This window comes from Candidatus Symbiopectobacterium sp. 'North America' (assembly GCF_015762685.1).
GTDB lineage: Bacteria > Pseudomonadota > Gammaproteobacteria > Enterobacterales > Enterobacteriaceae > Symbiopectobacterium.
Genome location: NZ_PEHF01000048.1, coordinates 21,629 through 47,338 on the forward strand (window position 1 = coordinate 21,629; position 25,710 = coordinate 47,338).

Sequence of the window (25,710 nt, forward strand, 5' to 3'; positions counted from 1 at the left end):
ATTTATGTCTTGCGGTTATTTCTTGCTGCTGGCGCTGTCAACAGGCAATGCGCTTAGCCAGGCATCAACTAATTGCGGCCAAACGGCGACCGGCAACCCTGTGGTGCCGCGAATGCCAAAACCGTGTTTGCCTTTTTCAAACAGGTGCATTTCCACCGGAATATGCTTCGCCTTCAGTGCAGAAAACATCACCATGCTGTTCTCAACGGATACTGACGGGTCATCGACGGCATGCACTAAAAAGGTCGGTGGGGTTTGCGCATTGACATGCTGGTCCGGTGAGTAGCGCACAATACCCGCTTCGTCAGAGTGCTGACCCAGCAACTGTTTGCGCGAGCCGGTGTGGCCGATATCATCGCGCATGGAAATCACCGGATACATCAGTACCATAAAGTCAGGTCGCGCACTAAGACGGTCGATATCATCCTGCGGTGGCGTTACCGCGCGGTCAAATTGGGTGCCCAGTCTGGCTGCCACGTGCACGCCAGCGGAGAATCCCATCACACCGATGCGCTGTGGATTGAGCTTCCAGTTGGCTGCCTGTGCCCGCAACGTACGCAATGCGCGCTGTGCATCTGCCAGCGGTGCATCGACCCCTTCTTTGTGGCCTTCTCCCGGCATACGGTAGGTCATCACGAACAAGGTATAACCTTGAGCGTTGAAATAGGGGGCCAGATCGCTGCCTTCTTTATCCAGCACCACGCGTTGATATGAGCCGCCTGGGGTGACCAAAATCCCCACGCCATTAGGTTTTTCTGGCGCATACACAGTAAGTTCCGGGGCTCTTATTCCAGTGGCCGCGCGATCGCGCATCGCCGGATCTTTACTGCGTTCAACCACCTCGGGTTTGGCCGATGACGTTGCCGCCCCCGGTGCTTCCCCCCCCTGTGGCCAGACAGGAAACGTGGTGTTGGCAAAACTGATTCCAGACATTGACACTAATAAGGCTCCAGCAATAAGGGAACGCGAAATCATAGTCTATTACTCGCAACAAAGTCATTAGGGAAGGGGTAAATTAGCATGGAGAGTTTGAGAGGAAAAAAAAGGGTATTCATCACATCGGAGAGAAAACGAACACCCTAAAAACTACAAAATATATATCAAGAAATAACGTTCATACACGAAGAGGGTAATTCAGACACAGAATACATAAACTAAAGCTAACTATCGCAATGCTAAAATTACTGCTGTACGGCTAACGGCTAAGACGTAAAAAAGGGATATTCCGGAACGCTATCACACTTTGTTAACCTGAATATCCCTGAACTGCATTTGCCTAACTTTTAATCGTTAATCACGATTAGAAGCTATATTGAACACCTACGCGGAAACGCGTTTGACGGTGATCGGAAGTGCCATCCTGAATAACGTTACCGATAGCGGTATACGGTTTCCAGTTTTTATCCCATTTGTAGGACAGTTTTACGTCGTGCTCCAGTTTCCAGGTATCTTTATCAAACTGGAAGTTTTGATACTGGTTGGATTTTTTATAATCCATTTCGTAATCAATTTGCCAATTTTTCAGGAAGCTGTAGCTCAAAACACCCGTCAGGTTATAACCGCTCTCAGAAGTCTGCTTACCTGCTTGACCAATATTATTGCTCATACGCTTGTAGTATGGGCGATAGCGGAAAGAATATGACAGGTCGTCAGTGATTTTGACTTTCGCACGAAGATAAGGTTTGTACTCGTTATTGCTGGAGCTACTTGCCATTGTAAAACCAGGCTCTAAAGACCAGGTTTTATTAAATTTATAAACATAGCTAGCAACGACTTCGGTATCGTTACTTACTGATTCATGGAATGGTTTGTTTGGTGTGGTATTTTTAGAAGGTTCACCATTTTTCCATTTGCTTTCCAAAGACAAGCCAAAACCATTGGCAAAACGGTGAGACATTAACAGACGGTCTTTATGACCAGCATCTTTGGTATCTTGCATTTCATGACGATAGTCAATCGTAACAGCCATTGCGTTGACGCTAACGATCGAAGTCACGGCCAGAGCTAATAATTTTAATTTCATTTTATTATTTCCCATCGAGTAATAATATTTATGCTAAAAGACGCATTTGTGCTTATTGGAACAAGTTCTATTTTATTTATTCTCAAATTCTATTTTGTGATCCGGATCGGATTTATTAAAAAAGTAAAATATGGTTTCAAAATGTGAGATTGATCGGCGGGGAAATAAAGTATGCTTCAATTAAAATGAAAAATCCCTGCCATGCAGGATGACAGGGATTTAAGGTGTATATTACATAGACACTATTACTTCATTGCACGTTTCAAAATACGTTCAGACTGACGCTGGAAGTATTTAGACGCTTCATCAACAGTTTTCTGGCCGTAGTCGATAGACTGAATGGTATCACCAAACAGGGCTACGATTTGCGGGTCATCGAAGTACGGAGACACCCCGATTTCGTGCGGTAATGCCAATGCCTGATTCAAACCAGCGACCGCGTTGGAATCATCTTTGATAACGCCATCGCTACGCAGCTGTGCTACTGCTGCCTTGCTCAACGGTACGCCACGTTCCAGACCCAGCGCTTGAACACCTTCTTTGCTGTTCAGCAGGAAGTTGATCAGCATTGCTGCTTCTTTCGGGTGTTTAGACGATTTACCGATAGAGAGCATCTGAGCCGGTTTGAAGAACAGACCTGCGTCTTTAGCACCTGGCAGCATCGGGTAGTTACCCAGGGTAAGCTTGGCAGGCGGTTGCAGGTTATCAGAGTACTTGGTAATGGTGGAGTTCCACATGTAAGTACCTGCCCATTCGCCTGTGATCCACGGCTTCATTTCATACATGTTGCTCTTGCCGAAAGAAGCGTAGTACTTCATGTCAGGCATAACGTGGCTATCAACCAGTTTTTTGTACATGCTGAAGAAGTCAGCCCACTGCGCATCGTTGTACGCGAATTTCTGGGTTTTCACGTCGATAGCAGGAATGCCGTACTTCTGTACAATGTAAGAGTTCAGCAGTGCCAGGGTATCCTGGTGCTCCAGAATAACCGGGAAGTACTGGTTGCCCAGTTTTTCTTTGAACACTTTACCGGCGTTCAACAGCTCATCCCAAGTTTTTGGGTATTCCAGGCCAGCTTTTGCCCAGGTATCAGTGTTGAAGTAGAACACACGTGCAGTAATAGAGATCGGAATACCGTTCAGTTTTCCGTCAACGGTGGTGTTGTTCAGTTCTTTTTGTTCGAACTGAGCCAGATCGATAACCCCTTTCTGTTTGTTCAGATCGTAGAAACCTTCACCGTTTTTAGAGAAAATCGGCAGCCAGTTCCAGTTGGTCTGCATCACGTCAGGCTCGGTGTTACCGGTGATCTGTGTGGTCAAACGTGCCAGGTGGCCGTCCCAACCGGTGTATTCTGCTTTAACGGTGATGTTCGGATTTGCCTTCTGGAAATCTTCAATCGCTTTCAGCGTCTGTTGGTGACGGCCATTGCCGCCCCACCAGGACATACGCAGTTCAACGTTATCCGCTGCGAAAGATTGATGCGCCAGCAATGCCAGAGATGAGGCTATCAACGTGTGTAGGATCGCTTTTTTCATTGGTAACTACTTCTGTTAAAGAGAGATGTTCTGTTTTTGCATCAAAGATATGGCATTTATCCATATCAAACTTAAAGAACACCTGACGGTTCAGGCCATTCTTAATAATCAATCGCGCTTCCTCAGAAGGAATACGACTGGTTATCTCAAAGCCATCAACCTTTATGTACATAAAGAATTCATGACCCATGTTCTCTACGCGCACCAGCTCGCCGACAGAGTGGTTGTCTTCAAACGCTGTATCGGAGACAGAGACATATTCAGGGCGAACGCTGAAGAAGATATCCTGTGTCAGATGAGAGCGAACTTTATCCTGCTGTGCCGCGTTCAGGGGCAGGGTGTAACCACCTACGAGCAGAGCAATCTGACCGTTAGTTTCAACCAGTTTGCCCGGTTTGATGTTCATTTCTGGCACGCCGATAAAGCCTGCCACGAACATGTTTTTCGGATAGTGATACAGGTTATCCGGCGTATCCACCTGCATGATGTGACCCAGTTTCATGACGCAGATACGGTCGCCCATGGTCATGGCTTCGGTCTGGTCGTGAGTAACGTAGACGCTGGTTGCCGGTTTGCCTCTTTTCTTCAGCTGTTTGTGCAGGTCAGAAATACGGATACGCATGGAAGCACGCAGTTTGGCATCCAGGTTGGACAATGGTTCGTCAAACAGGAACACGTCCGGTTTTTTCACGATAGCGCAGCCTACTGCCACACGCTGTGCCTGACCACCGGACAGCTGACGCGGCAGACGATCCATCAGGTCTTCCAGTTCCAGAATTTTGGCCGCTTCGTTAACCTGTTCTTCAATCTTCTCTTTCGGCAATTTTGCCAGTTTCAGACCGAATGCCAGGTTTTCGCGCACTGTCATGTGCGGATAGAGCGCATAGTTCTGGAACACCATCGCGATACCGCGATCTTTCGGTACCAGGTTGTTAACGATGCGCTCGCCGATGCGAACTTCACCGCCACTGATGGTTTCCAGACCTGCCAGCATACGCAGGGTAGTGGACTTGGCACAGCCAGACGGCCCAACGATAACCATAAACTCACCGTCTTTGATGGTCAGGTCGATACCGTGAACTGCTTTGAAACCGTTGGAATATACTTTTTCCAGTTTGTTGAAAACTACTTCAGCCATGATAAATCCTTTATTAACCTTTAATTCCGCTGCTGGTCACGCCCTGAACAAAGTAGCGCTGTGCCAAGAAGAAAATGATGATGGATGGCAGGATCGAAATACTTGCCATTGCTAAGATTTCGTTCCAAGGTGCTCCTTCTGTTACGTCGATGGACATTTTCAGAGCCAACGCAATCGGGTATTTATCCACGCTGTAGACATAGATCAGCGGGCCGATAAAGTCGTTCATAGACCACATGAACTGGAACAATGCGACAGAAATGATGGCCGGTTTCAGAATCGGCGTAACCACATACCACAGCACCTGCCAGGAGTTACAGCCGTCAATCTGTGCTGCTTCTTCCATATCACGTGGTACACCGCGCAGGAACTGAATCAACATGAAGACGAAGAACCCTTGGGTTGCAAATGCGCAAGGCAAGTACAACGGCATGTAACTGTTCAGCATGCCCATTTTACTGAACATGATGTACTGAGGAATCAACAGTACGGTGCTGGGCAGCAGCATGGTAGCGATCAGGGTCGCAAACCAGAAGTTTTTCCAAGGAATCTCGAAGCGGGCAAAGCCGTAAGCCACGATAACCGAGGAGATAATGGTCAGGATCACTTTCGGGATTACAAACTTGAACGTTTTCAACATGTAATGACCGAAGTTGTATTCCGTATCGGTTTTCCAGCCGTTAACGAAACCGTTACTGGTGGCGTGCTCAGGCCACAGTCCCAGCGTGGTAAAGATTTCATGGTTCGGTTTGAACGATGCAGATAACATCCACGCCAGTGGATAAAGCATCAACAGACCGACAAACAGCAAAATCGTGTAACGAATTGCCGCAGTGATTTTCTCTTTACGTAAAGTACGACGAACTTCTGCTTCTGCGAGGGCTTGCGCCGATGACAGATTGGAATAGATATCAGCCATTTTTTCCTCCTTTATCGGCGGAGTAGAACACCCAGTATTTAGACGATTTAAACGATATTGATGCGAACACAGCAACTACCAGGAACAGTACCCATGCCAACGCTGCACCGTAACCCATATCGAAATACTTGAACGCCGTATCGTAGATATATAGCGAGAACAGGTAGGTGTAGTGGGTCGGGCCACCGCCGGTAATAACGTACGGTGCGGTGAATTCCTGGAACGCCTGTTTGGTCTGCATGATAAAGTTGAAGAAAATAACCGGCGTAATCAACGGTACAGTTACTTTCAGGAACATCTGCCATTTAGACGCACCATCGATCATTGCAGCTTCGTACTGAGACTGCGGTACGTTCTGCAACGCGGCGAGGAAGATAACCATCGCGGAACCGAACTGCCATACGCGCAACAGCGTTACCGACATCAGCGCCAGTGAAGGCTCACCCAGCCAGTTGATAGCGTCAAAACCGAACACGGCCAGGAAGCTGTTCAACAGACCGTCGATGGCGAACAGAGCACGCCACAGTACGGCAATGCCTACGCTACTACCGAGAATAGACGGTACATAGTAAGCAGTACGGAAGAAACCGATACCACGCAATTTGAAATTGAGCACAAATGCAATCAGCAGTGCGAAAATCAATTTCAACGGAATGGTCAGGAATACATAGGCAAAGGTAACCCACAGGGATTTCCAGAAGAGGTCATCTTCCAGGAACATCCGATGATAGTTTTCCAAACCCGTAAACTCAGGTGGATTCATCAGGTCATATTCAGTAAAACTGAGCACAAACGATGAAATAAAGGGGAAAGCGGTAAAAACTATCAACCCTATTATATAAGGGGAGATATAGGCTAGCCCCATCCTTTTGTTTTCATTCATAATGCTTACCTACTTAGTAATTGAGAACCATTAAAATAAAAATCAATGTGTTAATAACTCTGGATAAATTAATTCCACGTCATAAACAATTCTGTTTTCCCCATTAAAGCGAAAATCACCGTGGACGTATCCACCCTGCGTTAAAAGTGCCGGTACCGCGTCACGTTTACCGTGACAAGCAGCAACAAACGTCAGTAATGCCAGCGGAATAGGATCATCCAAGCGTAAATAACGATGTTGTACCGAACGAACAAACAAACCATGATGAAAGTGCTGTTTGAATAAGGTTTCCGCTACGCGCCAAGCGCGTTCTGCCCATACTGGGGACTGCGTTTTTTCCGCCAGTTCCGTCAAAGCAACCAACAGGAAAGGCGTTGCGCTGTTTTCCAAGCCATCTTGCTCGCCGCGCGTTGCCATTGTCTCAATCAGGGCGTACAGCTCGTCGTCACCGCTCAAGCTATAAGCACGTACCAGCGGAAGCAAATAATCACCTTCGAGTGCTAAGGGGGCTAATTTGGTGCCTTTCTTGCCGTAATAACCATCACGCGGGAATACAAAGCCAGTCATATCCTGGCCGTTGTTCCACATCGGTCGCAGCGTGTTGCTGACCACGTCATAAGCGTACTGGTAGTAATTTTTTAAGCCTGAAATCACCCAGGCCATAATGTCGCTATCGGGCTGCTGGCGAAGAATATCCAACATTGCCAAAGAGTTATCAATCAATAACGGGCGCATGTCGCGGAACAAGACATCAGCCTCTTTGGCGATAACGCCAAATTCCGGACCAAATTGACGCTGTGCGTGGTCGCCAAACCAGGATTGTGTTTGGTTATCATCTTCAGGCACAGGCTGTCTTTGCAGCGGCGAACTGAACTGATACACCGGCATCCCGGTTTCAGGATTACGTGCCAACACATACTGGCGATATAAATGTTTACCCCATGCCGCCGCTGACACATCGCCGGCAAAGTGCGCGTAAGCGAAGGCGGCGTAAATGAGGTCGGTGCCCGCGTTGACGAAGGTCAATCCTTTGGTCAACGGCAGTTCTGGCCAGAGAGCAGGGTCAACCATATCGTGGCGTGTGTGCTCAAAGACCTGTGGATCGCGCGTTTTGGCGTAATCACCATGACGGCCAAGATCCAGTTGCTGCCAATCTTCAACATGGGCATTCCAGAAACCCTGCAAATAGTTCAACGTCTTTTCTGCGTCGACGCGGTGCAAAAACGAGTAATAGGGCAGATGGTGTTTTAATTCATGCACCATGGCTTTGGATTCCGGCCCTTCACTGCCCAACGTATCCAGATTGATAAAACGGTGTTCGCCCCAATAGAACAGGCCGCTGTTATCATCGACATAATGTTTTAAGAAATAGTCGGTGTAATCCGCTGCCTGCTGCTGATAGCGGGCATCACCGGTAATAACGCTCATGGCGCTTAATGTTCTCAACCAGTTTTGTTGGCTGGCGAAATTCGCGATAGGCGCATCATGACCATCCGGGAATTTCCACACTACGGGTTCTTGCGTGGTTATATCGAAGCCATCTGCCCGCAGGGGCGAAGGATTTTTAAGACTTTGGGCGGCCTGCGATACGCGAGTGATATGGTTATCCAAGGCGGCTAACCATTCGTTGAGTGTCGTTTCAGGGCTGGTGCGTAAAGTCGTAAAAATACTCATCGAGCCCCTTTTTATCGAACTGTGTTGCAGTTCCTTATAAATAGAAACACTATTTCGATTGATTATATTGCGCTATTTGCCCACTCGTCATGCACGCAATCTCGAAAGTGTGATCAAAGTCGGAGCGTTATTTTGATTTTTTTAAGAAGGCGGTTTTAGCAAGGTGTGCGCCGTCTTACTTTAGATAACTAATTGAAATATATTAAATAAAACGCATTGTTGGAACGTTTCGCGTTATCTGTTAAAAAAATGTTTGAGCTTGTCAGCGTGCTATCGGCCAGAAATTGCTACCGTATTGCTTTCATTGGTGAAACCAGAGAAGTGTAGTAAAGAACCGGGATGCTGCTAGCCAGGTCTGCTTGCTGCTACTGGTTCTTGGTACGCTACCTTTGCGCTTGTCCACTGTCGGGAGAACGAAAGCGCCGGGCAAAACAGGTCAGGATGCGTGGCAGTGACAACCTGGCCTGTTCCGGTGCGCGCCCGGTGCTTTCATGTTTGGAAAAGCGTGAATCTTATGGTATATTAGTTTAATAAAAGTGAAATATTTTTTTATTTATTGAGGGCCGTCATGTTTTTACACCTTTTCAGTTTCGTTCGTAACGAATGTTACTAGAATGGCTCAATCCGTATGCTGTGCCTACCCGCATCCCGTTGAGAAATAGGCCATAACAATGAATAGGAGGGAGTGACCATGAAACGCTACTTTATTGATGATGAAACCCCGTGGGAAGAACTGGGCGGCGGTATTAAACGCAAAATCATGACCTGGACTGACAACCTGATGATGGTGTTGGTGCATTTTGATAAAGGTGCTATCGGCACGCCGCATAAGCACTATATTCACGATCAGATCGCCTACGTTGCTCCTGGCAGCTTTGAAGTGGTGATTGAAGGAGAAAAACACATTCTGAAAGCGGGCGATGCCTATTTGGCCGTTAAGAATGAAATGCACGGTGTGGTGTCATTGGAAGATGGCAGCATCCTGATTGATACCTTCAATCCTAAACGCGCCGATTTCCTCTAAGCGCTGCCGCTGTAACGCGTGGTAAACCGGCCAGACACTTGGCTGGTTTATGCGCTCTGTCAGTCCCGTCAGTTTCCAGTCAAATCTTCCAGCGTTAACGCTTGCAGTGAATTCAACTTTTTGTCAGCCAGTACCCAACGTGGATCCTGAGCATGCGCATTGCTTGGTACCACGATGGAGCGCATACGCGCGGCTTTGGTGGCAATCATGCCGTTGACTGAGTCTTCCAGTGTGACGCAGCGTAGCGGTGAAATATCCAGCGCCTGCGCCGCGTTTAAATAGACCTGTGGGTGAGGTTTACTGAAAGGCAGTGATTCCGCAGAGGCCAGCGCATCGAAATAGTGTGTCAGGCCAAAGGTGTGCAATACGTGTTGCAACATAAACAGTGGAGAGGCGGGTGCCAGTCCAATGCGAAAACCCTGTTCACGACACAACTGTAAGGCGTGTTCCACGCCGGGCAAAAGCGGGCGGCTTTCATCCACCAGTTCAAGGGTGCGGGCGATAATACGCTTGACCACTTCACTGCGGCTGGGGGTTGTCCAGGGGGCATGCTGATACCACAGGTCAACCACCAGATCGATACGCAAGCCTAACAAGTCGGGCAGGGTATCGCGCACAGAGGTATCCACCCCTAATACCGCAATCACTTCTACCTCAGCCTGCTCCCATAAAGGTTCTGAATCGATCAGCAAGCCGTCCATATCAAACAAGGCGGCACGAGGCGTGTTGGCTACAGACATTTACGTCTCCTGTCAGGTAAAAAGAGGCCATTTAGCTGAGTTGGCCGCTTCCGGGCCGTTCATTTCAGCGGTGTCACTGGCAGGCTACCACAGTTTTCAGTGTCATGGGACGACGTGTAAGGGGGCCTGCACTACCTATCAACGGTAATTATGGTTATAATGTAATGGGATATGCCAGCGGCTTCTGTTTCGGCGTTGCCTGCCCACTACCTTGCCGTCGATCGTGCCAGGTGAAGGCTATTTTATCGCGTCATTTATAAGGGGAACTCATGACGTACCAACAGGCGGGTCTTATTGCAATTATAAAACGCATTGCAGGATGGATCCTTTTTATCCCGGCTCTGCTATCAACTTGCATTTCGCTGGCGAACTATGTCTATCAATATACGCAAAAAAAGCAGGGCATTGATGCGGTACTTCTGGATTTCCTGCACCTGATGATCGACATGACGCGTTTTAACACGCCGTTTATTAACCTTTTTTGGTACAACTCGCCGATGCCGGATTTCTCCCGGCCCTTCGCCGCGGCCAGTATCATGTTCTGGATTATCTATTTGCTGATTTTTGTCGGGCTGGCGCTGCAAGTGAGCGGCGCGCGCATGTCGCGGCAGGCGCAGGCGGTGCGTGAAGGCATTGAGGATCAGGTGATTCTGGAGAAAATGAAAGAGAGTGAGGGACGAACCCGTGAAGAACTGGCGTCACGAGCAGAAGTGCCACACCACACCATTTTTCTGCAATATTTCCCGCTTTATATTATGCCGATCATTACCGCCGTTGCCGGTTACCTGGTTTTGCCCCTGCTGGGTGTTCCTGTGTGATAGCTGTTGCCGCCCTTTCGCCATCATGCGCAAGGGCGGCGTGATTTAAGTGGTCAACTGCTGCTCAATAGCGTGTTGCGCCACAATAATGTGCTGCCCGCCAAACAGATTTGCTCGATTGAGCAGATAATAGATTTGGTAGAGCGGCTGGCGTTCGATAAAGCCTTTATCCAGCGGCCAGACGTTTTGGTAACCGTCATAGATTTGCCGCGGCAGCGAGGGGGTGAGGGGTAACATCGCCAAATCACACTCTCTGTCTCCCCAATAGCTGGCAGGATCGAACAGGAAACTGCCATCGTGATAACTGGCGCAGTTATCGGGCCAAAGGTCGCCGTGCAGCAACGAGGGTTGGGGTTGATGTCCGGCCAGTTGCGATTCCACCTGCATAATCAACGAATCGATATCGCCGAAGTACATCCCTTTTTCGGCTGCCAACTGTAACTGCCAGCCAATTCGCTGTTCAGCAAAGAACGTGGCCCAACGCCGCTGCCAGCTATTAGGTTGTGGCGTGGTTGAGAGGTCATTGTCAAAATCCAGGCCAAACTGAGGCTGGTCGCTCCACTGATGCAGATGTGCTAGTTGCTCTCCGAGGCACCAGACACTGTGAGCGTCCAGCGGTTTGGGGGCGAGGTATTCCATCAGCAGGAAGCTGTGGTCCCGCGAACTGCCGACGCCATACACAGCAGGAACACGCACGGTACGACTGCGTGCCAGCAGCGCAAGCTGATCGGCTTCAGCGGTGAATTTGGGCAACATCTCACGGATATCGCTCTTTACGAAAACATCATACTCCCCGTATTTGACCTGCCAAACGGTGTGCATCTCGCCAGCTTCACACGCCTGGTACTCGAAGATATCAGCGGTTCCAAGATGTTCATCCAATAGCTTGCCGATTGCTTGCCACATAGCGCCACCCCCCGTTGATGATGTTACGTAGAGATTGTTACCTTAGCGTATTCCTTATCAGTAAACCTGAAGCTGTCGCGCAGCATGGGCAATCCCCGCTGTGTCTGAAACCTAGAGCAGTATAGCCTGAATCGTCAGCAGCGGGCTAAAAAACGCGCTATCGTCTTAAGACAACGCAGTCTGCGCGGTACGCTGACGTCGGGTACGAACCTGATGAATGGTCAAGGCCAGGGCGAAGAACAGCGCTTGCACCAACACAATACAGGGCCCCGTGTCACCATCCAGATAAAAACTGATCAGCGTACCGGTAACGCAGGAAAACACCGACACGCAGGTGGCAACGATCAGCATACCATCGAAGGTTTTACACACCATAAACGCGACGATACCGGGGGCGATAAGCATGGCGATGACCAAAATTACCCCAACGGCTTGCAGCGAGGCAACGATCGTCATCGCCAGTAGGCAAAGCAGGCCGTAGTGGAGCCATTTGACTGGCAGGCCAATCACGCGGGCATGGTGCGGATCAAAGCAATACAGCATCAGGTCACGGCGTTTGAGCATGACAATCACCAGCGTAACACCGGCAATCAGCAGGATTTGCGTCAACTCCTGTGCGGTGATCCCTAACACATTACCAAAAAGAATATGCGACAGATGTTGGTCGGAATCTACCCGAGCAAACATGACCAGCCCGAGGGCGAACATGCCAGAGAAAACGATACCCATCACGGTATCTTCTTTGACACGGCTATGCTCTTTCAGATAACCGGTGGCAAGCGCGCACAGCACGCCAGAAGCAAATGCGCCCACCGCAAAGGGAATACCGAGCAAAAATGCCACAACAATGCCGGGCAGTACGGCATGGGAGATGGCATCCCCCATTAAGGACCAGCCTTTAAGCACCAGATAGCAGGAGAGCACCGCACACACGACACCCGTGACGACGGCGGCCAGCAGTGCGCGTTGCATGAACGGATAGGCAAGCGGCTCCAAAATCCAATCAAACAGCAGGCTCATGACAGATCTCCTTCTGTCGCACGGTGGCGCGCGCGCCGTGTTGCCAGCAAGCCATGTTTCGGGGCAAACAGAAACGCCAGCAGGAAAATCAGCGTTTGCAACGTGACAATCACTCCTCCCGTTGCGCCATCAAGATAAAAACTGAGATAGGCGCCTAATGCGCTGCTGATGGCACCGAGTCCAATGGCAATCACAATCAGTCTGCCAAAGCGGTCGGTTAACAGGTAAGCGGTAGCCCCCGGCGTGATCACCATAGCAATTACCAAAATAGCGCCTACGGTTTGCAGCGCGGCGACAGTGCAGGCGCTGAGCAGAGTAAAAAACAGGATTTTGAGTTTCAATGGCGATAAACCGATGGAACGGGCGTGGTTCTCATCAAAAAACACCGCCAACAGATCTTTCCATAGCACGCACATGATGATGAAAGTGATGCCGATGATAATTTCGACCTGAAGCACGTCCTCATCGGCAATGCTGAGGATATTGCCAAAAATAATCGACTGTACATTAACCGAGGTGGGGTTAAGGGAGATGATGAGCAACCCGGCGGCAAAAAAAGTGGAAAAGATAAAGCCGATAATGGCATCTTCACGCAAACGTGTGATGTGACGGATAAGCGTCATGGCCAAGGCGGCCAGCATTCCGGTAAAAAAAGCGCCTGCCGCATAGGGCAACCCCAGTGCGTAGGCTCCCGCGACGCCGGGCACCACTGAGTGGGAGAGGGCATCGCCCATCAGTGACCAGCCTTTGAACATCAGGTAAGCGGAAAGAAAGGCACAGACACCGCCCACGATGGCACTTACCCAAATCGCCTTCACCATGTAGTTGTAATGGAACGGTTGCAACAAAAGTTCAAACATCTACGTTAGTTATCCTCTTGCCGGGAGCGGAATGCCGGTCTGTCGCTGGGGGGTGAGCCATAGAAGACGGCAGGGCGTTCGTCATCGGTCAATACTGTGACGGTTCGGGCGTCGTCGTCGTCATGCAGGTGCTCGCCACCGAGATTAATGTGGTGCAGTACGCCGCCAAAGGTTTTCTCCAGATTACTCTGGGTGAAGGTGGCCGCAGTGGGGCCGGCTGCCAGCACGGTACGGTTGACCAGAATCACACTGTCGCAAAATTCAGGTACGCTGCTGAGGTTGTGGGTTGCTACCAAAATCAAATGTCCCTCGTCGCGCAAGGTGCGCAGCAGATCGATAATGGCGTTTTCGGTTTTCACATCAACGCCGGTAAAGGGTTCATCCAACAGCAGCACACACCCTTGTTGCGCCAGCGCCCGCGCCAGGAAAACCCGCTTTTTTTGACCGCCGGAGAGTTCACCGATTTGGCGTTGACTCAGTGCACTCATGCTGACACGGGCCATGGCATCGTTTATCACGTCACGATCTTGCTGGCGCGGGATGCGCAAAAAGTTCATTTTGCCGTAGCGCCCCATCATCACCACGTCGGAAACTAGCACGGGAAAATTCCAGTCAACCTCTTCCGTTTGCGGCACATAGGCGATGAGATTTTTTTTCAATGCCTCACTGATAGCTTCACCGTTAAGACGGACCTGGCCCGAAGAGGGTTTCACCAGCCCCATGATGCTTTTGAATAGGGTGGATTTACCGCTGCCGTTGACCCCGACCAGAGCGCAGATCGTGCCGCCGCTCAGTGAAAATGACGCGTTTCGAATCGCCTGGTGGCCATTGCTGTACGTCACAGAGACATCGTCGACGGTGAGGGCTAATTCAGGTGTACGACTCATTGGTTGAATCCTTCGGCGATGGTGTTCACCGTGGTTTGCAGCAGATCCAGGTAGGTGGGAACCGGACCCTTTTCATTAGACAATGAGTCAACATACAACACGCCGCCATATTTCGCGCCGGTTTCTTTACTGACCTGCTTAGCCGGTTTATCAGAAATAGTGCTTTCACTAAACACCACCGGGATGTGTTTTTCACGCACGGTATCGATCACGCGGCGCACTTGCTGGGGCGAACCCTGCTCATCAGCATTGATCGGCCACAGATAGACTTCGTTGAATTGATAATCGGTGGTGAGGTAACTAAAGGCCCCTTCGCTGGTGACGAGCCACCGCTGTGCATCTGGAATCCTCGCCAAACGTTCACGCAGGGGGGCATCCAGTGCGGTGATTTTTTCCGCATAGGCTTTAGCATTACGATTATAGATCTCCGCGTTATCCGGATCGTATTGCACCAGCCCCTTACGAATGTTCTCGACATAAATTAAGGCGTAGCTGGGGGACATCCAGGCATGTGGGCTCGGGTTGCCGTTATAGGCCCCTTCACGGATAGGCAGTGGCGTTATCCCTTCCGTCACCGTAACCGCCGGGACATCTTTAATATTTTCAAAGAAGCGACTAAACCAGCGTTCCAGATTCAAACCGTTCCACAAGATAAGATCTGCGGACTGCGCCTTAACGATATCCCGCGGTGTGGGCTGGTAGTCATGGATCTCTGCGCCCGGCTTGGTTATCGACTCAACGATAGCCGCCTCTCCCGCGATGTTCTGCGCGATATCCTGAATAATGGTAAAGGTGGTTACCACCTTGAGTTTGTCTTTGGCATTCGCTGGTGAAGCGAGAGTGAATGCGGCGAAGAGCGCCAGAGGTAGGGTAAGGTTTATAATTCGAGAAGGGGTGAAGGCCTGAAAGAAACGCATAGACATATCCTTACAAGTCGCGATGGTTAATTATTATATGAAAATAATTCTCAATCGTATTTAAGTCAAGCGTCTCTTGCGATAACTGCGACGCTGATACCCTGTGTTTATCCACTGCCGTGTGCTTTTGAGCGATCCCTGCATATCCTGAACATTGCCTTGTTGTAAAATCGTGATTCTGGTTAACAAATCTTACTTAACGTAACGAATGAAGTCTAACTGTTGCTGCTGTGTTTATGATGTTTTTTCGTTGGAAGCTAAATGCTCTCTGGCGGCACAACATGCATAAAAAAAATTGTTGATCGGCCGATATACCAAAAAGTGTGCAATGGAAGTATGCAATGTTGGGAGGGTATTCGCAATGGGAGAAAAATCAGAAAGGCGCTGGAAGATGGCCAGCATCATTCTCTTGGTAGTACTGGCGTTATTAGTTGGCATAATGGTTCAAGAGTATTAATGGATCCTGGCGGGAGGAATCTGTGTCATAGGATGCATTTTCCTCCCGGTAGCATAATAATAAGAAACCACTCCTTTTATTTTCTTATCGTAAATAAGTTCTAAATTTATAACATTTTGCTATGGTAAACGCGCCTTAACGGTAGCAAGGATTCCTAACAAGTTACATTTTACGAGTTAATAAATAAAACCACGGATATTCAGTGAGTTATGTTCGAGCTGTTTGTGATGCCGATGGCGTGTTTTATGCTGCTGTTACAGGGGATGAAGCCTTATTTTGTGCGGCACCTCTGCGACTGAAGAAAAATGGCTTGCCATCGTTTTCAGAGTGTGTAATAACGCATCTGGGTGAAACGAGGTACAGTTCTGTATATGAGTGGCATTTTCAGTAAGGAAGTTAATGATACAACCGTTAGCGTTGCGAACTACTTGTCTGCCGATCCTTATCTTGGTGCCTCAAAGCAGTAACGACTTTGGTTTGTCTGTATAACGCCTTTGGGCAGTTTAAACAATTAAAGGAAATGTGTAAAATGGCAAAGATTAAAGGTCAGGTTAAGTGGTTCAATGAGTCCAAAGGTTTTGGTTTCATTACGCCTGCTGACGGCAGCAAAGACGTGTTTGTTCACTTCTCTGCAATTCAAGGTACCGGTTTTAAAACGCTGGCTGAAGGCCAGAGCGTAGAGTTCGAAATTCAAGACGGCCAGAAAGGTCCTTCTGCTGTTAACGTAACCGCGCTGTAATTACCGTTTCCGGTGCAAAACCCGCCATGGTGTGGGTTTTTTGTTGTCTGCCTTTCTCATTGCCGCCTATCCGCACGTGTTTTTATCGCTCTGTAGGAAAATATGTCCATGTTTTATCAATGCCCGCTCTGCCATCAGCCGTTACAGGCTAACGATCGCCAATGGTCATGCGGTACGCATCATTTTGATCGCGCCAGAGAAGGCTACGTCAATCTTTTACCGGTGCAATTTAAGCGCTCCAAAATGCCTGGTGACAACGCAGAGATGATGCGTGACCGTCGCCTTTTTCTGGATGCAGGTCATTATTGGTCGTTACAGGCTGCGCTATTGCAACACATCCATCGCGTGCTCGTCTCACAGGCGCAGGCACTGCTGGATATTGGTTGTGGTGAAGGGTATTACACCGGGGCTTTGGCGGACGCGTTACCGGCAGTTCAGATTTTCGGCCTGGATATCTCTAAGGTCGCTATTCAGCGGGCCGCAAAACGCTATACGACGGTTAAATTTTGCGTTGCCTCAAGCCGACGTTTACCGTTCGGGGATGCCACGCTGAATGGAATACTGAAAATTTATGCGCCCTGTGACGCCGAAGAGTTGGCTAGAACCGTAAAAGCGCAGGGATGGGTGATCACCGTTTCTCCCGGTCCGCGTCATTTGTACCAGCTTAAGGCCCAGGTCTATGATGCTGTCATGCTGCACCCGATAAAAGCAGAGGTGCTGCCGGGTTTTACGCTGCAAGCAGAGCACTCGATGGCGTATGGAAATGTCCTTGGGCGGTGATGAGGCAGCGGCATTGTTGCAAATGACGCCCTTTGCCTGGCGCGCGACGCAAGCGGTTAAACAGCAACTGTTGGATACCGAGCGCTTTGCGTGTGAGACGGATTTCATTATCCGCTTTCATCAGAGAGATGTTGAGTCGCATTAAAAAAGGGAGCGTAGGCTCCCTTTTTATTAACGTGTGCTAATCAGGCAACGCTGAACAGGTGTTCGTAGAGAATATTGCTGCCAATACCAATCAACACCACACCGCCAAAAATTTCAGCTTTTTTCCCCATCAGCGGACCGATGTAGTGGCCAATCATCATACCCAATGTCACCATAATCATGGTGGCGCAGCCGATAACCATCACGGTATGAAAGATATTGACCTGCAAGAAGGCCAGACCTACACCGATGGCCATAGCATCGAGACTGGTGGCGATGGCGGTACAAACCAGGGCAAACAGCGTATGGCGGCGCACCGGTTCATCGTCCTCGTTATGCGCGCTGCTTATGCCTTGCATAATCATGTGCCCACCGAGGATGACCAACAGCGTGAAAGCCACCCAATGATCCCACTCAATGATATATTGGCTGGCGAAGAAACCCAGCGCCCAACCTATAAGCGGGGTAATGGCTTCGATCAGCCCAAAGATTAATCCGGTGCGAATCGCGTCGCGAAAGCGTGGTTTGTGCAGGACGGCACCTTTACCGATGGAAGCCGCAAAGGCATCCATGGACATGCCAAAAGCAAGAATAAGCGTAGCAGAAAGATTCATAGCAATAGCCTCGGCTGGGCGGTTCTTCATATCCACATGTCGCCTTCCCAACCTAAATAGGGGACATGTGTCTATGGTCTCGCCTGCATCACTGCTGCCCGCACCACGTTTTTACTATACCTGCTGCCGTATATCCGCTTCTGCATGACGTAGGTACTGGCAATCTTGTGGTATAAAACGAGTATGTTGATACGGGCATTTCTGAAACTGATATTCAGAAATTGGCTACTCCCCAAATGACGGCGCAACCTTACCATAATATTTACGCGTGAAACAACCGATAAAAAGCAGGGATTTCTTTATTATTGCTTTAAATATAATTGATAATTATTTTTATTATCATATGGGGTATTGAGTTCACAAAATAGTAACAGGGTTAACAGGGTTAAATATAATCAGCCATCGTGTGGGAACTTAATGAATGAACTGGGTATATTAAAAAACGATTTACTTATATTATTGATTTTCAATCATAAATTTATATGTTTTTTCAAGGTCGTCTAATTGTTGTACGTTTATCAGTAAACGACGCTTTTCCAAATCGACCACAAGTATGCCGTCTTCGGATAAATTCATGTTACGAATACGGGTATAAGGAATAAAAATGTTGGCATAGATAAAACCGGTTGCCTTGAATAATAATTTTGGGCGGCGAATATAAGAGAGATATAGGGACATTGCCACCAGAGATAGTAATAACGTGGTAGTTAATACCGTACCGTTATGAATGATATTCTCATAGATAAGAATGCCGATAAGACCGATGAAAATCAGCGTATCCAGCCGATTGGTGCGACGCAACGGCACCCGCAACAGGGTACCTCCCTGACGCTGTGGTTGGATAAATTCATCAAAAATGGCATACTCCAACATAAGCGCAATAACGACGATCATCACAATATCCGTTGTTGACATAGTATGCTCCTGAGTCTTTGCGTTGAGCTAAACGAGTTATAGGGCGAAAAATAAAGGACGCGGCGTGAGTCACGGCGCGTCCGGTAGTTTACACAGGCTCGCTGACGATGAGCGGTACACGCATCGCCCATTGCCGCTGCTGAGTGCTGTCGGTGTTAAACGCCCAGCAGCCCAATCCAGTAGCCAAAGATACCAATAGCAAAGAAGCCGATAATCAACCACAGAGCATTCACTTTACGCCGTAACAACCACATACAGCCGAACGTCAGCAGCAGCGGTACCAACCCAGGCATCAACTGATCGAGGATCGATTGCACCGTGGTGACCGTCGTTTCACCGTTCTGATTGGTGACGCGCGAAACCACCATGGGAATGTTTACATGGGTCCACTTGTTAACTAACGCCCCCATGACAAATAGGCCGAGGATAGATGCCCCCTCGGTCATCTTTTGCAGGAAGCCGCCACACATGTCACTGACGATATCAATACCTTTACGGTAACCGTAAGCAACGCCGTAGTAGCGCACTAGCAAACGTACCAGGTTAAACAGCACGAAGAACAAAATGGGGCCAAGCAGGCTGCCACTCATGGCAATACACGCACCCAATGCGGCAAATACCGGACGGGCGGTTCCCCAGAAAATCGGGTCGCCGACACCAGCCAAGGGTCCCATCAGACCGACTTTCAGACCGTTGATCGCGCCGTCATCAATCGGAGCGCCGTTTGCACGCTGTTCTTCCATCGCCATGGTGACACCCAGGACTGGTGCGGCCACGAAAGGTTGCGTGTTAAAAAACTCAAGATGGCGTTTGATAGCTTGTTTACGCTCTTCCGAGTTTTCCGGGTACAGACGTCGAATGACTGGCACCATGGAAAAACAGAATCCCAGTCCCTGCATACGCTCGAAGTTCCACGATCCCTGAAACAGGTTGGAGCGAATAAACACCGCACGGATATCACTGGGCGTCAGTTTTTTCTCTTGCGTTGAATCAACCATTTCTCTCACCCCTGTTAGTCCAGTTCGTTATCAAGATCGTTGTTGCCCGATGCGGTGGCGAGTTGCCCCTGCGCCTTGTTGTATTTCGGGCTTAACTGGATGTACATGATCGCCATGACGATACCAATAACCCCCAGCGCAACCAGGTTGAACTGGGTGAAGGCGGCAGTTACGAAGCCAAGATAGAAGAACGGCATGAGGTAGCCAGCACGCATCATGTTGATAACCATTGCATAACCAACCACTACGATCATACCACCTGCGATATTCAACCCGTTGGTTACCACCTCCGGGATGGAGTTCAGCAGTGTGTGGACGGCTTCCGTACCGACGGACACGGCCACAATCAGCGCCGGAATGGCGATACGCATTGCCTGCAACAGCAGGGCGGAGACATGAATCCAACTGATGGCGTTTAAATTACCGCGTTCCGCTGCGCTGTCAGCGGCGTGTTGGAAGGCCACGGTGATGGTACGAACGATAATGGTCAATACCTGACCTGCGGCGGCAAGCGGGATGGCCAGCGCAATACCGGCACCAACGCCCTGACCACCGGCGATAACCAGAATGGTAGAGATGATGGACGCGAGTGCAGCATCAGGTGCTACAGCAGCACCGATATTCATCCATCCCAGCGCGATCATTTCCAGGGTACCACCGATGATGATTCCGGTTTGCAAATCACCGAGCACGGCACCAATCAACGTACAGGCGACCAGAGGGCGGTGAAACTGAAATTCATCAAGAATAGACCCCATCCCGGAGACGCATGAGACGAGAAATATCAGCACAAGTTGAAGTGTTGTTATCTCCATTGTACTTCTCCTATGAGAAAACTGTCTGAGTAAATATGGTCAAAATAAACATAGTCGAGACACAGCATTAACGTGCCATAGTGCGGCAATGCTATTGTCGTTAGTTATTTACCTTGGCAATCAGATCCATCATTTTAAGTTTAGAATCGGTGGATACCTTTCTGACTTCCAGTTCAATGCCGCGCGCATCCAACGCCTTGAAGGCTTCGATATCCTTGGCATCAATGGAGACGGCGTTATTCACCTGGGTTTTACCTTGACGATACGCCATGCCGCCGATGTTCACGGAGGTGATTTCAACGCCATTCTCAACCAGACGCTGCACATCGGTGGGATTGGTGAACAACAGCATCACGCGGTCGTTGGCGTATTTTGGGTTTTCATACACCCGAATCGCTTTGGCAACGTCTACCACGTGGGCAGTTACACCGGGAGGGGCAACCTGTGTCAACAGCGTTTTGCGCACGTTATCGGCGGCAACTTCGTCACTTACGACGATAATGCGGCTGACATTGGTCTCTTTGGTCCAGCGGGTTGCTACCTGACCGTGAATCAAGCGGTCATCAATACGCGCGAGGCCAATCTTCATATGCCCACCAGGGCCAACCTGGGCGGGGGCAACGGCTTTAGCTACCGGTTTGTCGGCAGGCGTCGGTTCAGCGGCTTTCATCGCTTTCACGCCTGCGCGACCCGCTTCAAGCGCGATAGCGATCAACTCCTCGAAGCTAGGGTTATCGTCGCGCGCCATAAACGTTTCTGCCAGCATCGGGATATTCACCCCGGCAATCACGTCATGGTTGGCCTTATCCGTGACCAGACGGCTGGCGGCATTGAACGGGCTACCGCCCCAGGTATCAACAAGAAACAGCACGCCAAGCGACGTATCCAACGTTTCGAGCTTAGCCTGATATTTCTCAATTAACGTTTCCGCATTTTCACCGGGAACGAAATCAATCCAGGCAACGTTACTTTGTTCACCCAGAATCATTTCCGCTGTTTTCAGCAGCGGCCCGGCGGTGGATCCGTGAGTGCACAACATAATTGCAATACTCACTTGCTACCTCCTCATTCTCTTTAAGGTACTCAATGCATCCGGTTAAGGGGAAGACAATTAACCGAAGTGATATCAGTATGAACGCAAGTTTTTACTCAAGAATCACAAAAGAATAAAAAGCATGCGCTGTAGCGTTATATGCTATGAAACGATTCAGGCTCCCCATCATGGGTGTAATGTCCGATTTATTTTACCCACTGAAAAAATAAATAGTGTGACGTTACTCACGTATTTGCTGGTTAAAACGTCGTTTGTTATGTGATTGAGAATAATATCACGGGCATGTTAAGAAACGTTGTGCATTGCGTTTTTTGGTAGCAAAGAAATCTTTGTAAAAATTCGAAACAACCTGCTAGAGTAGCTCCCTGTTTAATTGCTTAGGAGCACAGGGTTTCGACCCACTCTATATGGACCGTCACCGACAATCCTTTCTTACCCAGCCGGCCTGCGCCGGTGCTGTTTCTGGGGCTGACCTGATAGATCACCCACTTATCGATAGCCGCCAGGGCGGTATTTTTTCTCTTGCTGTTTCCCCTATGCTGCGCCACATCACACCGACGGTGTTGATGCTGTCTGCTTGCACCATTTCTGGAGTCTGACATGGAATTTTTGCTAGATCCCTCAATCTGGGCGGGCCTGTTGACGCTGGTAGTATTGGAAATCGTTCTGGGCATCGATAACCTGGTGTTCATCGCCATTCTGGCGGATAAGTTGCCGCCGAAGCAGCGCGACAAGGCCCGTGTTATTGGCCTCTCGCTGGCGCTCTTGATGCGTCTGGGGCTGCTGTCTCTGATTTCATGGATGGTGAAACTGACCAACCCACTGATCACTATCGCTGGTTACGGTTTCTCCGCGCGCGATATGATCTTGCTGGCGGGGGGGCTATTTTTGTTATTCAAAGCCACTACGGAGCTGCATGAACGGCTGGAAAATCGGCCGCATGAGCATAACGGGCCCAAGGTTCACGCCAGCTTCTGGGCGGTTGTCGCACAGATTGTGGTGCTGGATGCCGTCTTCTCACTGGATGCGGTGATCACGGCTGTCGGTATGGTTAACCATATCGGCGTGATGATGACGGCGGTGGTGATTGCGATGGTGGTGATGCTGCTGGCATCCAAGCCTCTCATGAACTTTGTCAATGCCCACCCGACGGTGGTGGTACTCTGCCTTAGCTTCTTGCTGATGATCGGTTTGAGCTTGATGGCGGAAGGTTTTGGTTTTCACATTCCGAAAGGTTACCTGTACGCTGCGATCGGTTTCTCGATTCTCATTGAGCTGTTTAACCAGATTGCGCGCCGCAATTTCATCAAGCACCAGTCGCGACGCCCGATGCGCGAGCGGACTGCCGAAGCGATCCTGCGTCTGATGGGCGCGCGTAAAGCCAGGGACGATGAAGAAGCCAAACCGGCATCTCCCGCCATGGAAACCTTCGCAGAAGAAGAACGCTACATGATCAGCGGTGTATTAACGCTGGCATCGCGCTCGCTGCGCAGTGTGATGACGCCGCGTACTGAGATCTCCTGGGTGGACAGTGAACGCTCGATTGACGATATTCGCGTGCAATTACTGGATACGCCGCACAGCCTGTTCCCGGTTTGCCGTGGTTCTCTGGATGAGTTGGTCGGTGTGGTGCGTGCCAAAGAATTGCTGGTGGCGCTGGATAACGGTGTAGATGTGGAGAGCTTTGCTGCTGCCACACCGCCGCTGGTGGTGCCGGATACGCTGGATGCCATCAATCTGTTACCGGTACTGCGCCGTGCCAAGGGCAGCCTGGTTGTCGTCACCAACGAGTTTGGTGTGGTACAGGGGCTGGTGACGCCGTTGGATATTCTGGAAGCGATTGCCGGTGAATTCCCGGATGAAGATGAAACGCCGGATATCGTGGTTGAAGAGGGTGGCTGGTTGGTGAAAGGCGGCACCGATTTGCACACGTTGCAACAGGTGCTGGACAGCCATGAACTGGTCGATCCGAAAGAAGAATATGCGTCGTTGGCGGGGTTGTTGCTGGCACACAGCAATGAAATTCCCAAGGTGGGCGAGGTGATTGAACTGCATCACTTCCGCTTTGAGATCATGGCCGTATCGGAATACCGTATCGAACTGGTGCGGGTGACGCGTTTGGCCGATCCTTATGCGGATGAAGAAGAGTAATATTTGCTACTGACACTGTAACTTTTTCCTCGTCATCCTCGGCGAAAGCCGGGGATCTCTGTGAGAAAAAGCGCGTTTCTTCGGCAAGAGATTCCCGCTTTCGCGGGAATGACGGAGGTCGGCGTATGCGCTGTTAATCACATTGTACTTTCACGGCCAAACCACCACGCGAGGTTTCGCGGTATTTGGCATTCATGTCTTTGCCGGTTTCGTACATGGTTTCAATCACTTTATCGAGCGATACGCGCGGTTCACTGGTGCGCCGCATGGCCATGCGTGTTGCATTGATGGCTTTCACCGAGGCGATGGCATTGCGCTCAATGCACGGTACCTGAACCTGACCTGCGACAGGATCGCAAGTGAGACCGAGGTTGTGCTCCATACCAATTTCAGCGGCAACACACACTTGCTCCGGACTGGCACCGAGTAATTCAGCCAGGCCTGCTGCCGCCATGGAGCAGGCCACGCCGACTTCACCCTGACAGCCAACTTCTGCCCCGGAGATCGAGGCATTCATCTTGTACAGTATGCCAATCGCTCCGGCAGCGAGGAAGTAACGCAGGGCAATGTCGGTGGTGATCGGCTCAATAAAATGATCGTAATAAGCCAATACCGCCGGAACGATCCCGCAAGCACCGTTGGTCGGCGCGGTTACGACGCGGCTGCCAGCGGCGTTTTCTTCATTCACGGCGAGGGCAAACATGTTAACCCAATCGACCACATCCATTGGGTCGTTGGAGTGTTTGCCTGAGGCACCCAGAATACGACGCAGCGCCGAGGCGCGACGCGGCACGCGCAGCGGGCCGGGCAACACCCCTTCGGTATTGATACCGCGCTCGATGCAGGCATGCATGGTTTGCCATACATCAGCGAAGTAGCGCTCAATCTCATCCCGGCTGTGTAGCGCCAACTCATTGCGCATCACCAACCCGGAAAGAGACAGACCGTGCTGTTTACAGTGCACCAGCATCTCTTTTGCCGAGTGGAAGGGAAACGGTACCTGAACGGCCCCTGCGCTGTTTTGTCCAAAGTGGGCTTCATCAACGATAAATCCACCGCCGATGGAGTAATAGGTGTTGCGATACAGAGGGAGGTCGCCGCCAAAAGCGGTAATCGTCATGCCATTCTCGTGCAGGGAGAGATTTTCACTGCGAAAATTCATGCCGCCGTGCAGTGGAAAATCCACTTCATGCTGACCGTTTGCCAGCAGCAAGCGTTCGCGCTGTTCCACGTCGCGGATAAATCCCGGAATGGCATCGATGGCGATGGTATCGGGCATGTTGCCCGCCAGTCCCATAATGATGGCGATGTCGGTATGGTGACCTTTCCCGGTCATGGAGAGCGAGCCATAGACGTCAACGGCGATGCGGGTAACATCGCCAAGTTTACCCAGCTCAATCAAATCATCGACAAATTGCTTACCGGCTTTCATCGGTCCAACCGTATGAGAGCTTGAAGGGCCAATACCGATCTTGAACATGTCGAAAACGCTTATCACGCGAAAGCTCCTCAAAAGCGCAGATTTAGAATAATATTCCTTGAATCGCGCTATTATAGTGGGGTTTATATGGCAGGAGTGTGCTTTTCACATGAAAAAATCTTATGCGCCAGGTGAAGATAACTTATAGTAGATCCGTATCACCCTTGCGTTTGCCATGGATAATCAGGGGAATAGAAATACCCCTGTTTATGTATGGCT

The 25,710-nt window shown here is 49.9% G+C and carries 25 protein-coding genes and 1 pseudogene; 7 read left to right on the forward strand and 19 right to left on the reverse strand.

Annotated features, from left to right (window positions below; genetic code table 11):
• Nucleotides 1-15 precede the first annotated feature (15 nt).
• The 7 genes from paeX to pelW form a co-directional block, all read right to left on the reverse strand.
• The gene (gene paeX / locus CS369_RS10265; protein ID WP_196906999.1) at nt 16-975 is read right to left on the reverse strand and encodes a pectin acetylesterase PaeX; all 960 of its coding nucleotides are present in this window, start codon (nt 973-975) and stop codon (nt 16-18) included.
• Nucleotides 976-1,300: 325 nt separating this feature from the next.
• On the reverse strand, nt 1,301-2,023 hold the full coding sequence (locus CS369_RS10270) for an oligogalacturonate-specific porin KdgM family protein (RefSeq protein WP_196907000.1): 723 nt from the start codon (nt 2,021-2,023) through the stop codon (nt 1,301-1,303).
• 245 nt (nt 2,024-2,268) lie between these two features.
• Nucleotides 2,269-3,558, reverse strand: coding sequence for an ABC transporter substrate-binding protein (locus CS369_RS10275; RefSeq protein ID WP_196907001.1), 1,290 nt, complete (start codon nt 3,556-3,558; stop codon nt 2,269-2,271).
• Complete coding sequence (locus CS369_RS10280; RefSeq protein ID WP_196907002.1) at nt 3,482-4,696, reverse strand: ABC transporter ATP-binding protein; 1,215 nt, start codon at nt 4,694-4,696, stop codon at nt 3,482-3,484. The genes CS369_RS10275 and CS369_RS10280 overlap by 77 nt, the downstream gene beginning before the upstream one ends.
• Before the next feature lie 13 nt (nt 4,697-4,709).
• Entirely contained in the window at nt 4,710-5,615 is a 906-nt protein-coding gene (locus CS369_RS10285; protein ID WP_196907003.1) for a carbohydrate ABC transporter permease, read from the reverse strand.
• Nucleotides 5,608-6,498, reverse strand: a complete 891-nt coding sequence (locus CS369_RS10290) for a carbohydrate ABC transporter permease (RefSeq protein WP_196907004.1) — start codon at nt 6,496-6,498, stop codon at nt 5,608-5,610. The genes CS369_RS10285 and CS369_RS10290 overlap by 8 nt, the downstream gene beginning before the upstream one ends.
• 42 nt (nt 6,499-6,540) lie before the next feature.
• Nucleotides 6,541-8,172: a pectate disaccharide-lyase PelW gene (gene pelW / locus CS369_RS10295; protein ID WP_196907005.1), complete on the reverse strand. Its 1,632-nt coding sequence runs from the start codon at nt 8,170-8,172 to the stop codon at nt 6,541-6,543.
• Between the two features lie 691 nt (nt 8,173-8,863).
• On the opposite strand from pelW, the gene CS369_RS10300 reads away from it, so the two are divergent.
• Nucleotides 8,864-9,196 (forward strand): cupin domain-containing protein, encoded by a 333-nt coding sequence (locus tag CS369_RS10300; protein ID WP_196907006.1) that lies wholly within the window; start codon nt 8,864-8,866, stop codon nt 9,194-9,196.
• A 68-nt stretch (nt 9,197-9,264) separates the two neighbouring features.
• On the opposite strand, the gene hxpB is transcribed toward CS369_RS10300, so the two are convergent.
• Nucleotides 9,265-9,936 carry a hexitol phosphatase HxpB gene (hxpB, locus tag CS369_RS10305; protein WP_196907007.1) on the reverse strand — a complete coding sequence of 224 codons (672 nt, stop codon included), beginning with the start codon at nt 9,934-9,936 and terminating at the stop codon, nt 9,265-9,267.
• A 269-nt stretch (nt 9,937-10,205) separates the two neighbouring features.
• Here hxpB and CS369_RS10310 point away from each other — a divergent pair, with 269 nt between their 5' ends.
• The gene (locus tag CS369_RS10310) at nt 10,206-10,754 is read left to right on the forward strand and encodes a YniB family protein (protein WP_196907008.1); all 549 of its coding nucleotides are present in this window, start codon (nt 10,206-10,208) and stop codon (nt 10,752-10,754) included.
• A gap of 45 nt (nt 10,755-10,799) precedes the next feature.
• Here the strand turns inward: CS369_RS10310 and CS369_RS10315 are convergent, their stop codons facing one another.
• From CS369_RS10315 to CS369_RS10335, 5 genes are all read right to left on the reverse strand, one after another.
• Nucleotides 10,800-11,660: a fructosamine kinase family protein gene (locus tag CS369_RS10315; RefSeq protein ID WP_196907009.1), complete on the reverse strand. Its 861-nt coding sequence runs from the start codon at nt 11,658-11,660 to the stop codon at nt 10,800-10,802.
• 165 nt (nt 11,661-11,825) lie between these two features.
• Nucleotides 11,826-12,680 (reverse strand): metal ABC transporter permease, encoded by an 855-nt coding sequence (locus CS369_RS10320; RefSeq protein WP_196907010.1) that lies wholly within the window; start codon nt 12,678-12,680, stop codon nt 11,826-11,828.
• On the reverse strand, nt 12,677-13,540 hold the full coding sequence (locus tag CS369_RS10325) for a metal ABC transporter permease (protein WP_196907011.1): 864 nt from the start codon (nt 13,538-13,540) through the stop codon (nt 12,677-12,679). The genes CS369_RS10320 and CS369_RS10325 overlap by 4 nt, the downstream gene beginning before the upstream one ends.
• Before the next feature lie 5 nt (nt 13,541-13,545).
• Nucleotides 13,546-14,427: a manganese/iron ABC transporter ATP-binding protein gene (locus tag CS369_RS10330; RefSeq protein ID WP_196907012.1), complete on the reverse strand. Its 882-nt coding sequence runs from the start codon at nt 14,425-14,427 to the stop codon at nt 13,546-13,548.
• Entirely contained in the window at nt 14,424-15,350 is a 927-nt protein-coding gene (locus tag CS369_RS10335; protein WP_374191051.1) for a metal ABC transporter substrate-binding protein, read from the reverse strand. Before CS369_RS10335 ends, CS369_RS10330 begins: the two co-directional genes overlap by 4 nt.
• A gap of 822 nt (nt 15,351-16,172) precedes the next feature.
• Between CS369_RS10335 and CS369_RS10340 the strand changes: the two genes are divergently transcribed.
• From CS369_RS10340 to rlmA, 3 genes and pseudogenes are all read left to right on the forward strand, one after another.
• Nucleotides 16,173-16,268, forward strand: coding sequence for a DUF2627 domain-containing protein (locus CS369_RS10340; protein ID WP_196907014.1), 96 nt, complete (start codon nt 16,173-16,175; stop codon nt 16,266-16,268).
• 62 nt (nt 16,269-16,330) lie between these two features.
• Nucleotides 16,331-16,540 carry a transcription antiterminator/RNA stability regulator CspE gene (gene cspE, locus CS369_RS10345; RefSeq protein ID WP_196907015.1) on the forward strand — a complete coding sequence of 70 codons (210 nt, stop codon included), beginning with the start codon at nt 16,331-16,333 and terminating at the stop codon, nt 16,538-16,540.
• Nucleotides 16,541-16,648: 108 nt separating this feature from the next.
• Nucleotides 16,649-17,465: pseudogene (rlmA, locus tag CS369_RS10350) on the forward strand (23S rRNA (guanine(745)-N(1))-methyltransferase).
• A 40-nt stretch (nt 17,466-17,505) separates the two neighbouring features.
• On the opposite strand, the gene mntP reads toward rlmA, so the two are convergent.
• The 5 genes from mntP to manX form a co-directional block, all read right to left on the reverse strand.
• Nucleotides 17,506-18,078, reverse strand: a complete 573-nt coding sequence (gene mntP / locus CS369_RS10355; RefSeq protein ID WP_196907063.1) for a manganese efflux pump MntP — start codon at nt 18,076-18,078, stop codon at nt 17,506-17,508.
• Nucleotides 18,079-18,534: 456 nt separating this feature from the next.
• Nucleotides 18,535-18,993 (reverse strand): DUF986 family protein, encoded by a 459-nt coding sequence (locus CS369_RS10360; protein ID WP_196907016.1) that lies wholly within the window; start codon nt 18,991-18,993, stop codon nt 18,535-18,537.
• Nucleotides 18,994-19,148: 155 nt separating this feature from the next.
• Nucleotides 19,149-19,991, reverse strand: a complete 843-nt coding sequence (locus CS369_RS10365) for a PTS mannose transporter subunit IID (RefSeq protein WP_196907017.1) — start codon at nt 19,989-19,991, stop codon at nt 19,149-19,151.
• A 14-nt stretch (nt 19,992-20,005) separates the two neighbouring features.
• Nucleotides 20,006-20,806 carry a PTS mannose/fructose/sorbose transporter subunit IIC gene (locus CS369_RS10370; protein ID WP_196907018.1) on the reverse strand — a complete coding sequence of 267 codons (801 nt, stop codon included), beginning with the start codon at nt 20,804-20,806 and terminating at the stop codon, nt 20,006-20,008.
• Between the two features lie 100 nt (nt 20,807-20,906).
• Nucleotides 20,907-21,860 carry a PTS mannose transporter subunit IIAB gene (gene manX / locus CS369_RS10375; protein ID WP_196907019.1) on the reverse strand — a complete coding sequence of 318 codons (954 nt, stop codon included), beginning with the start codon at nt 21,858-21,860 and terminating at the stop codon, nt 20,907-20,909.
• Nucleotides 21,861-22,267: 407 nt separating this feature from the next.
• On the opposite strand from manX, the gene CS369_RS10380 reads away from it, so the two are divergent.
• Complete coding sequence (locus CS369_RS10380; protein ID WP_196907020.1) at nt 22,268-22,459, forward strand: hypothetical protein; 192 nt, start codon at nt 22,268-22,270, stop codon at nt 22,457-22,459.
• A gap of 1 nt (nt 22,460) precedes the next feature.
• Complete coding sequence (locus tag CS369_RS10385; RefSeq protein WP_196907021.1) at nt 22,461-24,011, forward strand: TerC family protein; 1,551 nt, start codon at nt 22,461-22,463, stop codon at nt 24,009-24,011.
• A gap of 133 nt (nt 24,012-24,144) precedes the next feature.
• Here CS369_RS10385 and CS369_RS10390 read toward each other — a convergent pair whose 3' ends face one another.
• Nucleotides 24,145-25,509 (reverse strand): L-serine ammonia-lyase, encoded by a 1,365-nt coding sequence (locus CS369_RS10390; RefSeq protein WP_196907022.1) that lies wholly within the window; start codon nt 25,507-25,509, stop codon nt 24,145-24,147.
• Between the last annotated feature and the right edge of the window lie 201 nt (nt 25,510-25,710).

Bases quoted from the DNA above. Each gene is read 5' to 3' on its own strand.
- CS369_RS10380 (WP_196907020.1), top strand. From the start codon at position 22,268: ATGGACCGTCACCGACAATCCTTTCTTACCCAGCCGGCCTGCGCCGGT.
- CS369_RS10300 (WP_196907006.1), top strand. From the start codon at position 8,864: ATGAAACGCTACTTTATTGATGATGAAACCCCGTGGGAAGAACTGGGC.
- CS369_RS10290 (WP_196907004.1), bottom strand. From the start codon at position 6,498: ATGAATGAAAACAAAAGGATGGGGCTAGCCTATATCTCCCCTTATATA.
- CS369_RS10310 (WP_196907008.1), top strand. From the start codon at position 10,206: ATGACGTACCAACAGGCGGGTCTTATTGCAATTATAAAACGCATTGCA.
- CS369_RS10270 (WP_196907000.1), bottom strand. From the start codon at position 2,023: ATGAAATTAAAATTATTAGCTCTGGCCGTGACTTCGATCGTTAGCGTC.
- CS369_RS10325 (WP_196907011.1), bottom strand. From the start codon at position 13,540: ATGTTTGAACTTTTGTTGCAACCGTTCCATTACAACTACATGGTGAAG.
- CS369_RS10370 (WP_196907018.1), bottom strand. From the start codon at position 20,806: ATGGAGATAACAACACTTCAACTTGTGCTGATATTTCTCGTCTCATGC.
- CS369_RS10285 (WP_196907003.1), bottom strand. From the start codon at position 5,615: ATGGCTGATATCTATTCCAATCTGTCATCGGCGCAAGCCCTCGCAGAA.
- pelW (WP_196907005.1), bottom strand. From the start codon at position 8,172: ATGAGTATTTTTACGACTTTACGCACCAGCCCTGAAACGACACTCAAC.
- CS369_RS10275 (WP_196907001.1), bottom strand. From the start codon at position 3,558: ATGAAAAAAGCGATCCTACACACGTTGATAGCCTCATCTCTGGCATTG.
- CS369_RS10335 (WP_374191051.1), bottom strand. From the start codon at position 15,350: ATGTCTATGCGTTTCTTTCAGGCCTTCACCCCTTCTCGAATTATAAAC.
- CS369_RS10365 (WP_196907017.1), bottom strand. From the start codon at position 19,991: ATGGTTGATTCAACGCAAGAGAAAAAACTGACGCCCAGTGATATCCGT.
- CS369_RS10315 (WP_196907009.1), bottom strand. From the start codon at position 11,660: ATGTGGCAAGCAATCGGCAAGCTATTGGATGAACATCTTGGAACCGCT.
- hxpB (WP_196907007.1), bottom strand. From the start codon at position 9,936: ATGTCTGTAGCCAACACGCCTCGTGCCGCCTTGTTTGATATGGACGGC.
- cspE (WP_196907015.1), top strand. From the start codon at position 16,331: ATGGCAAAGATTAAAGGTCAGGTTAAGTGGTTCAATGAGTCCAAAGGT.
- CS369_RS10320 (WP_196907010.1), bottom strand. From the start codon at position 12,680: ATGAGCCTGCTGTTTGATTGGATTTTGGAGCCGCTTGCCTATCCGTTC.
- CS369_RS10280 (WP_196907002.1), bottom strand. From the start codon at position 4,696: ATGGCTGAAGTAGTTTTCAACAAACTGGAAAAAGTATATTCCAACGGT.
- mntP (WP_196907063.1), bottom strand. From the start codon at position 18,078: ATGAATCTTTCTGCTACGCTTATTCTTGCTTTTGGCATGTCCATGGAT.
- CS369_RS10360 (WP_196907016.1), bottom strand. From the start codon at position 18,993: ATGTCAACAACGGATATTGTGATGATCGTCGTTATTGCGCTTATGTTG.
- CS369_RS10340 (WP_196907014.1), top strand. From the start codon at position 16,173: ATGAGTGGCATTTTCAGTAAGGAAGTTAATGATACAACCGTTAGCGTT.
- CS369_RS10330 (WP_196907012.1), bottom strand. From the start codon at position 14,427: ATGAGTCGTACACCTGAATTAGCCCTCACCGTCGACGATGTCTCTGTG.
- paeX (WP_196906999.1), bottom strand. From the start codon at position 975: ATGATTTCGCGTTCCCTTATTGCTGGAGCCTTATTAGTGTCAATGTCT.
- CS369_RS10385 (WP_196907021.1), top strand. From the start codon at position 22,461: ATGGAATTTTTGCTAGATCCCTCAATCTGGGCGGGCCTGTTGACGCTG.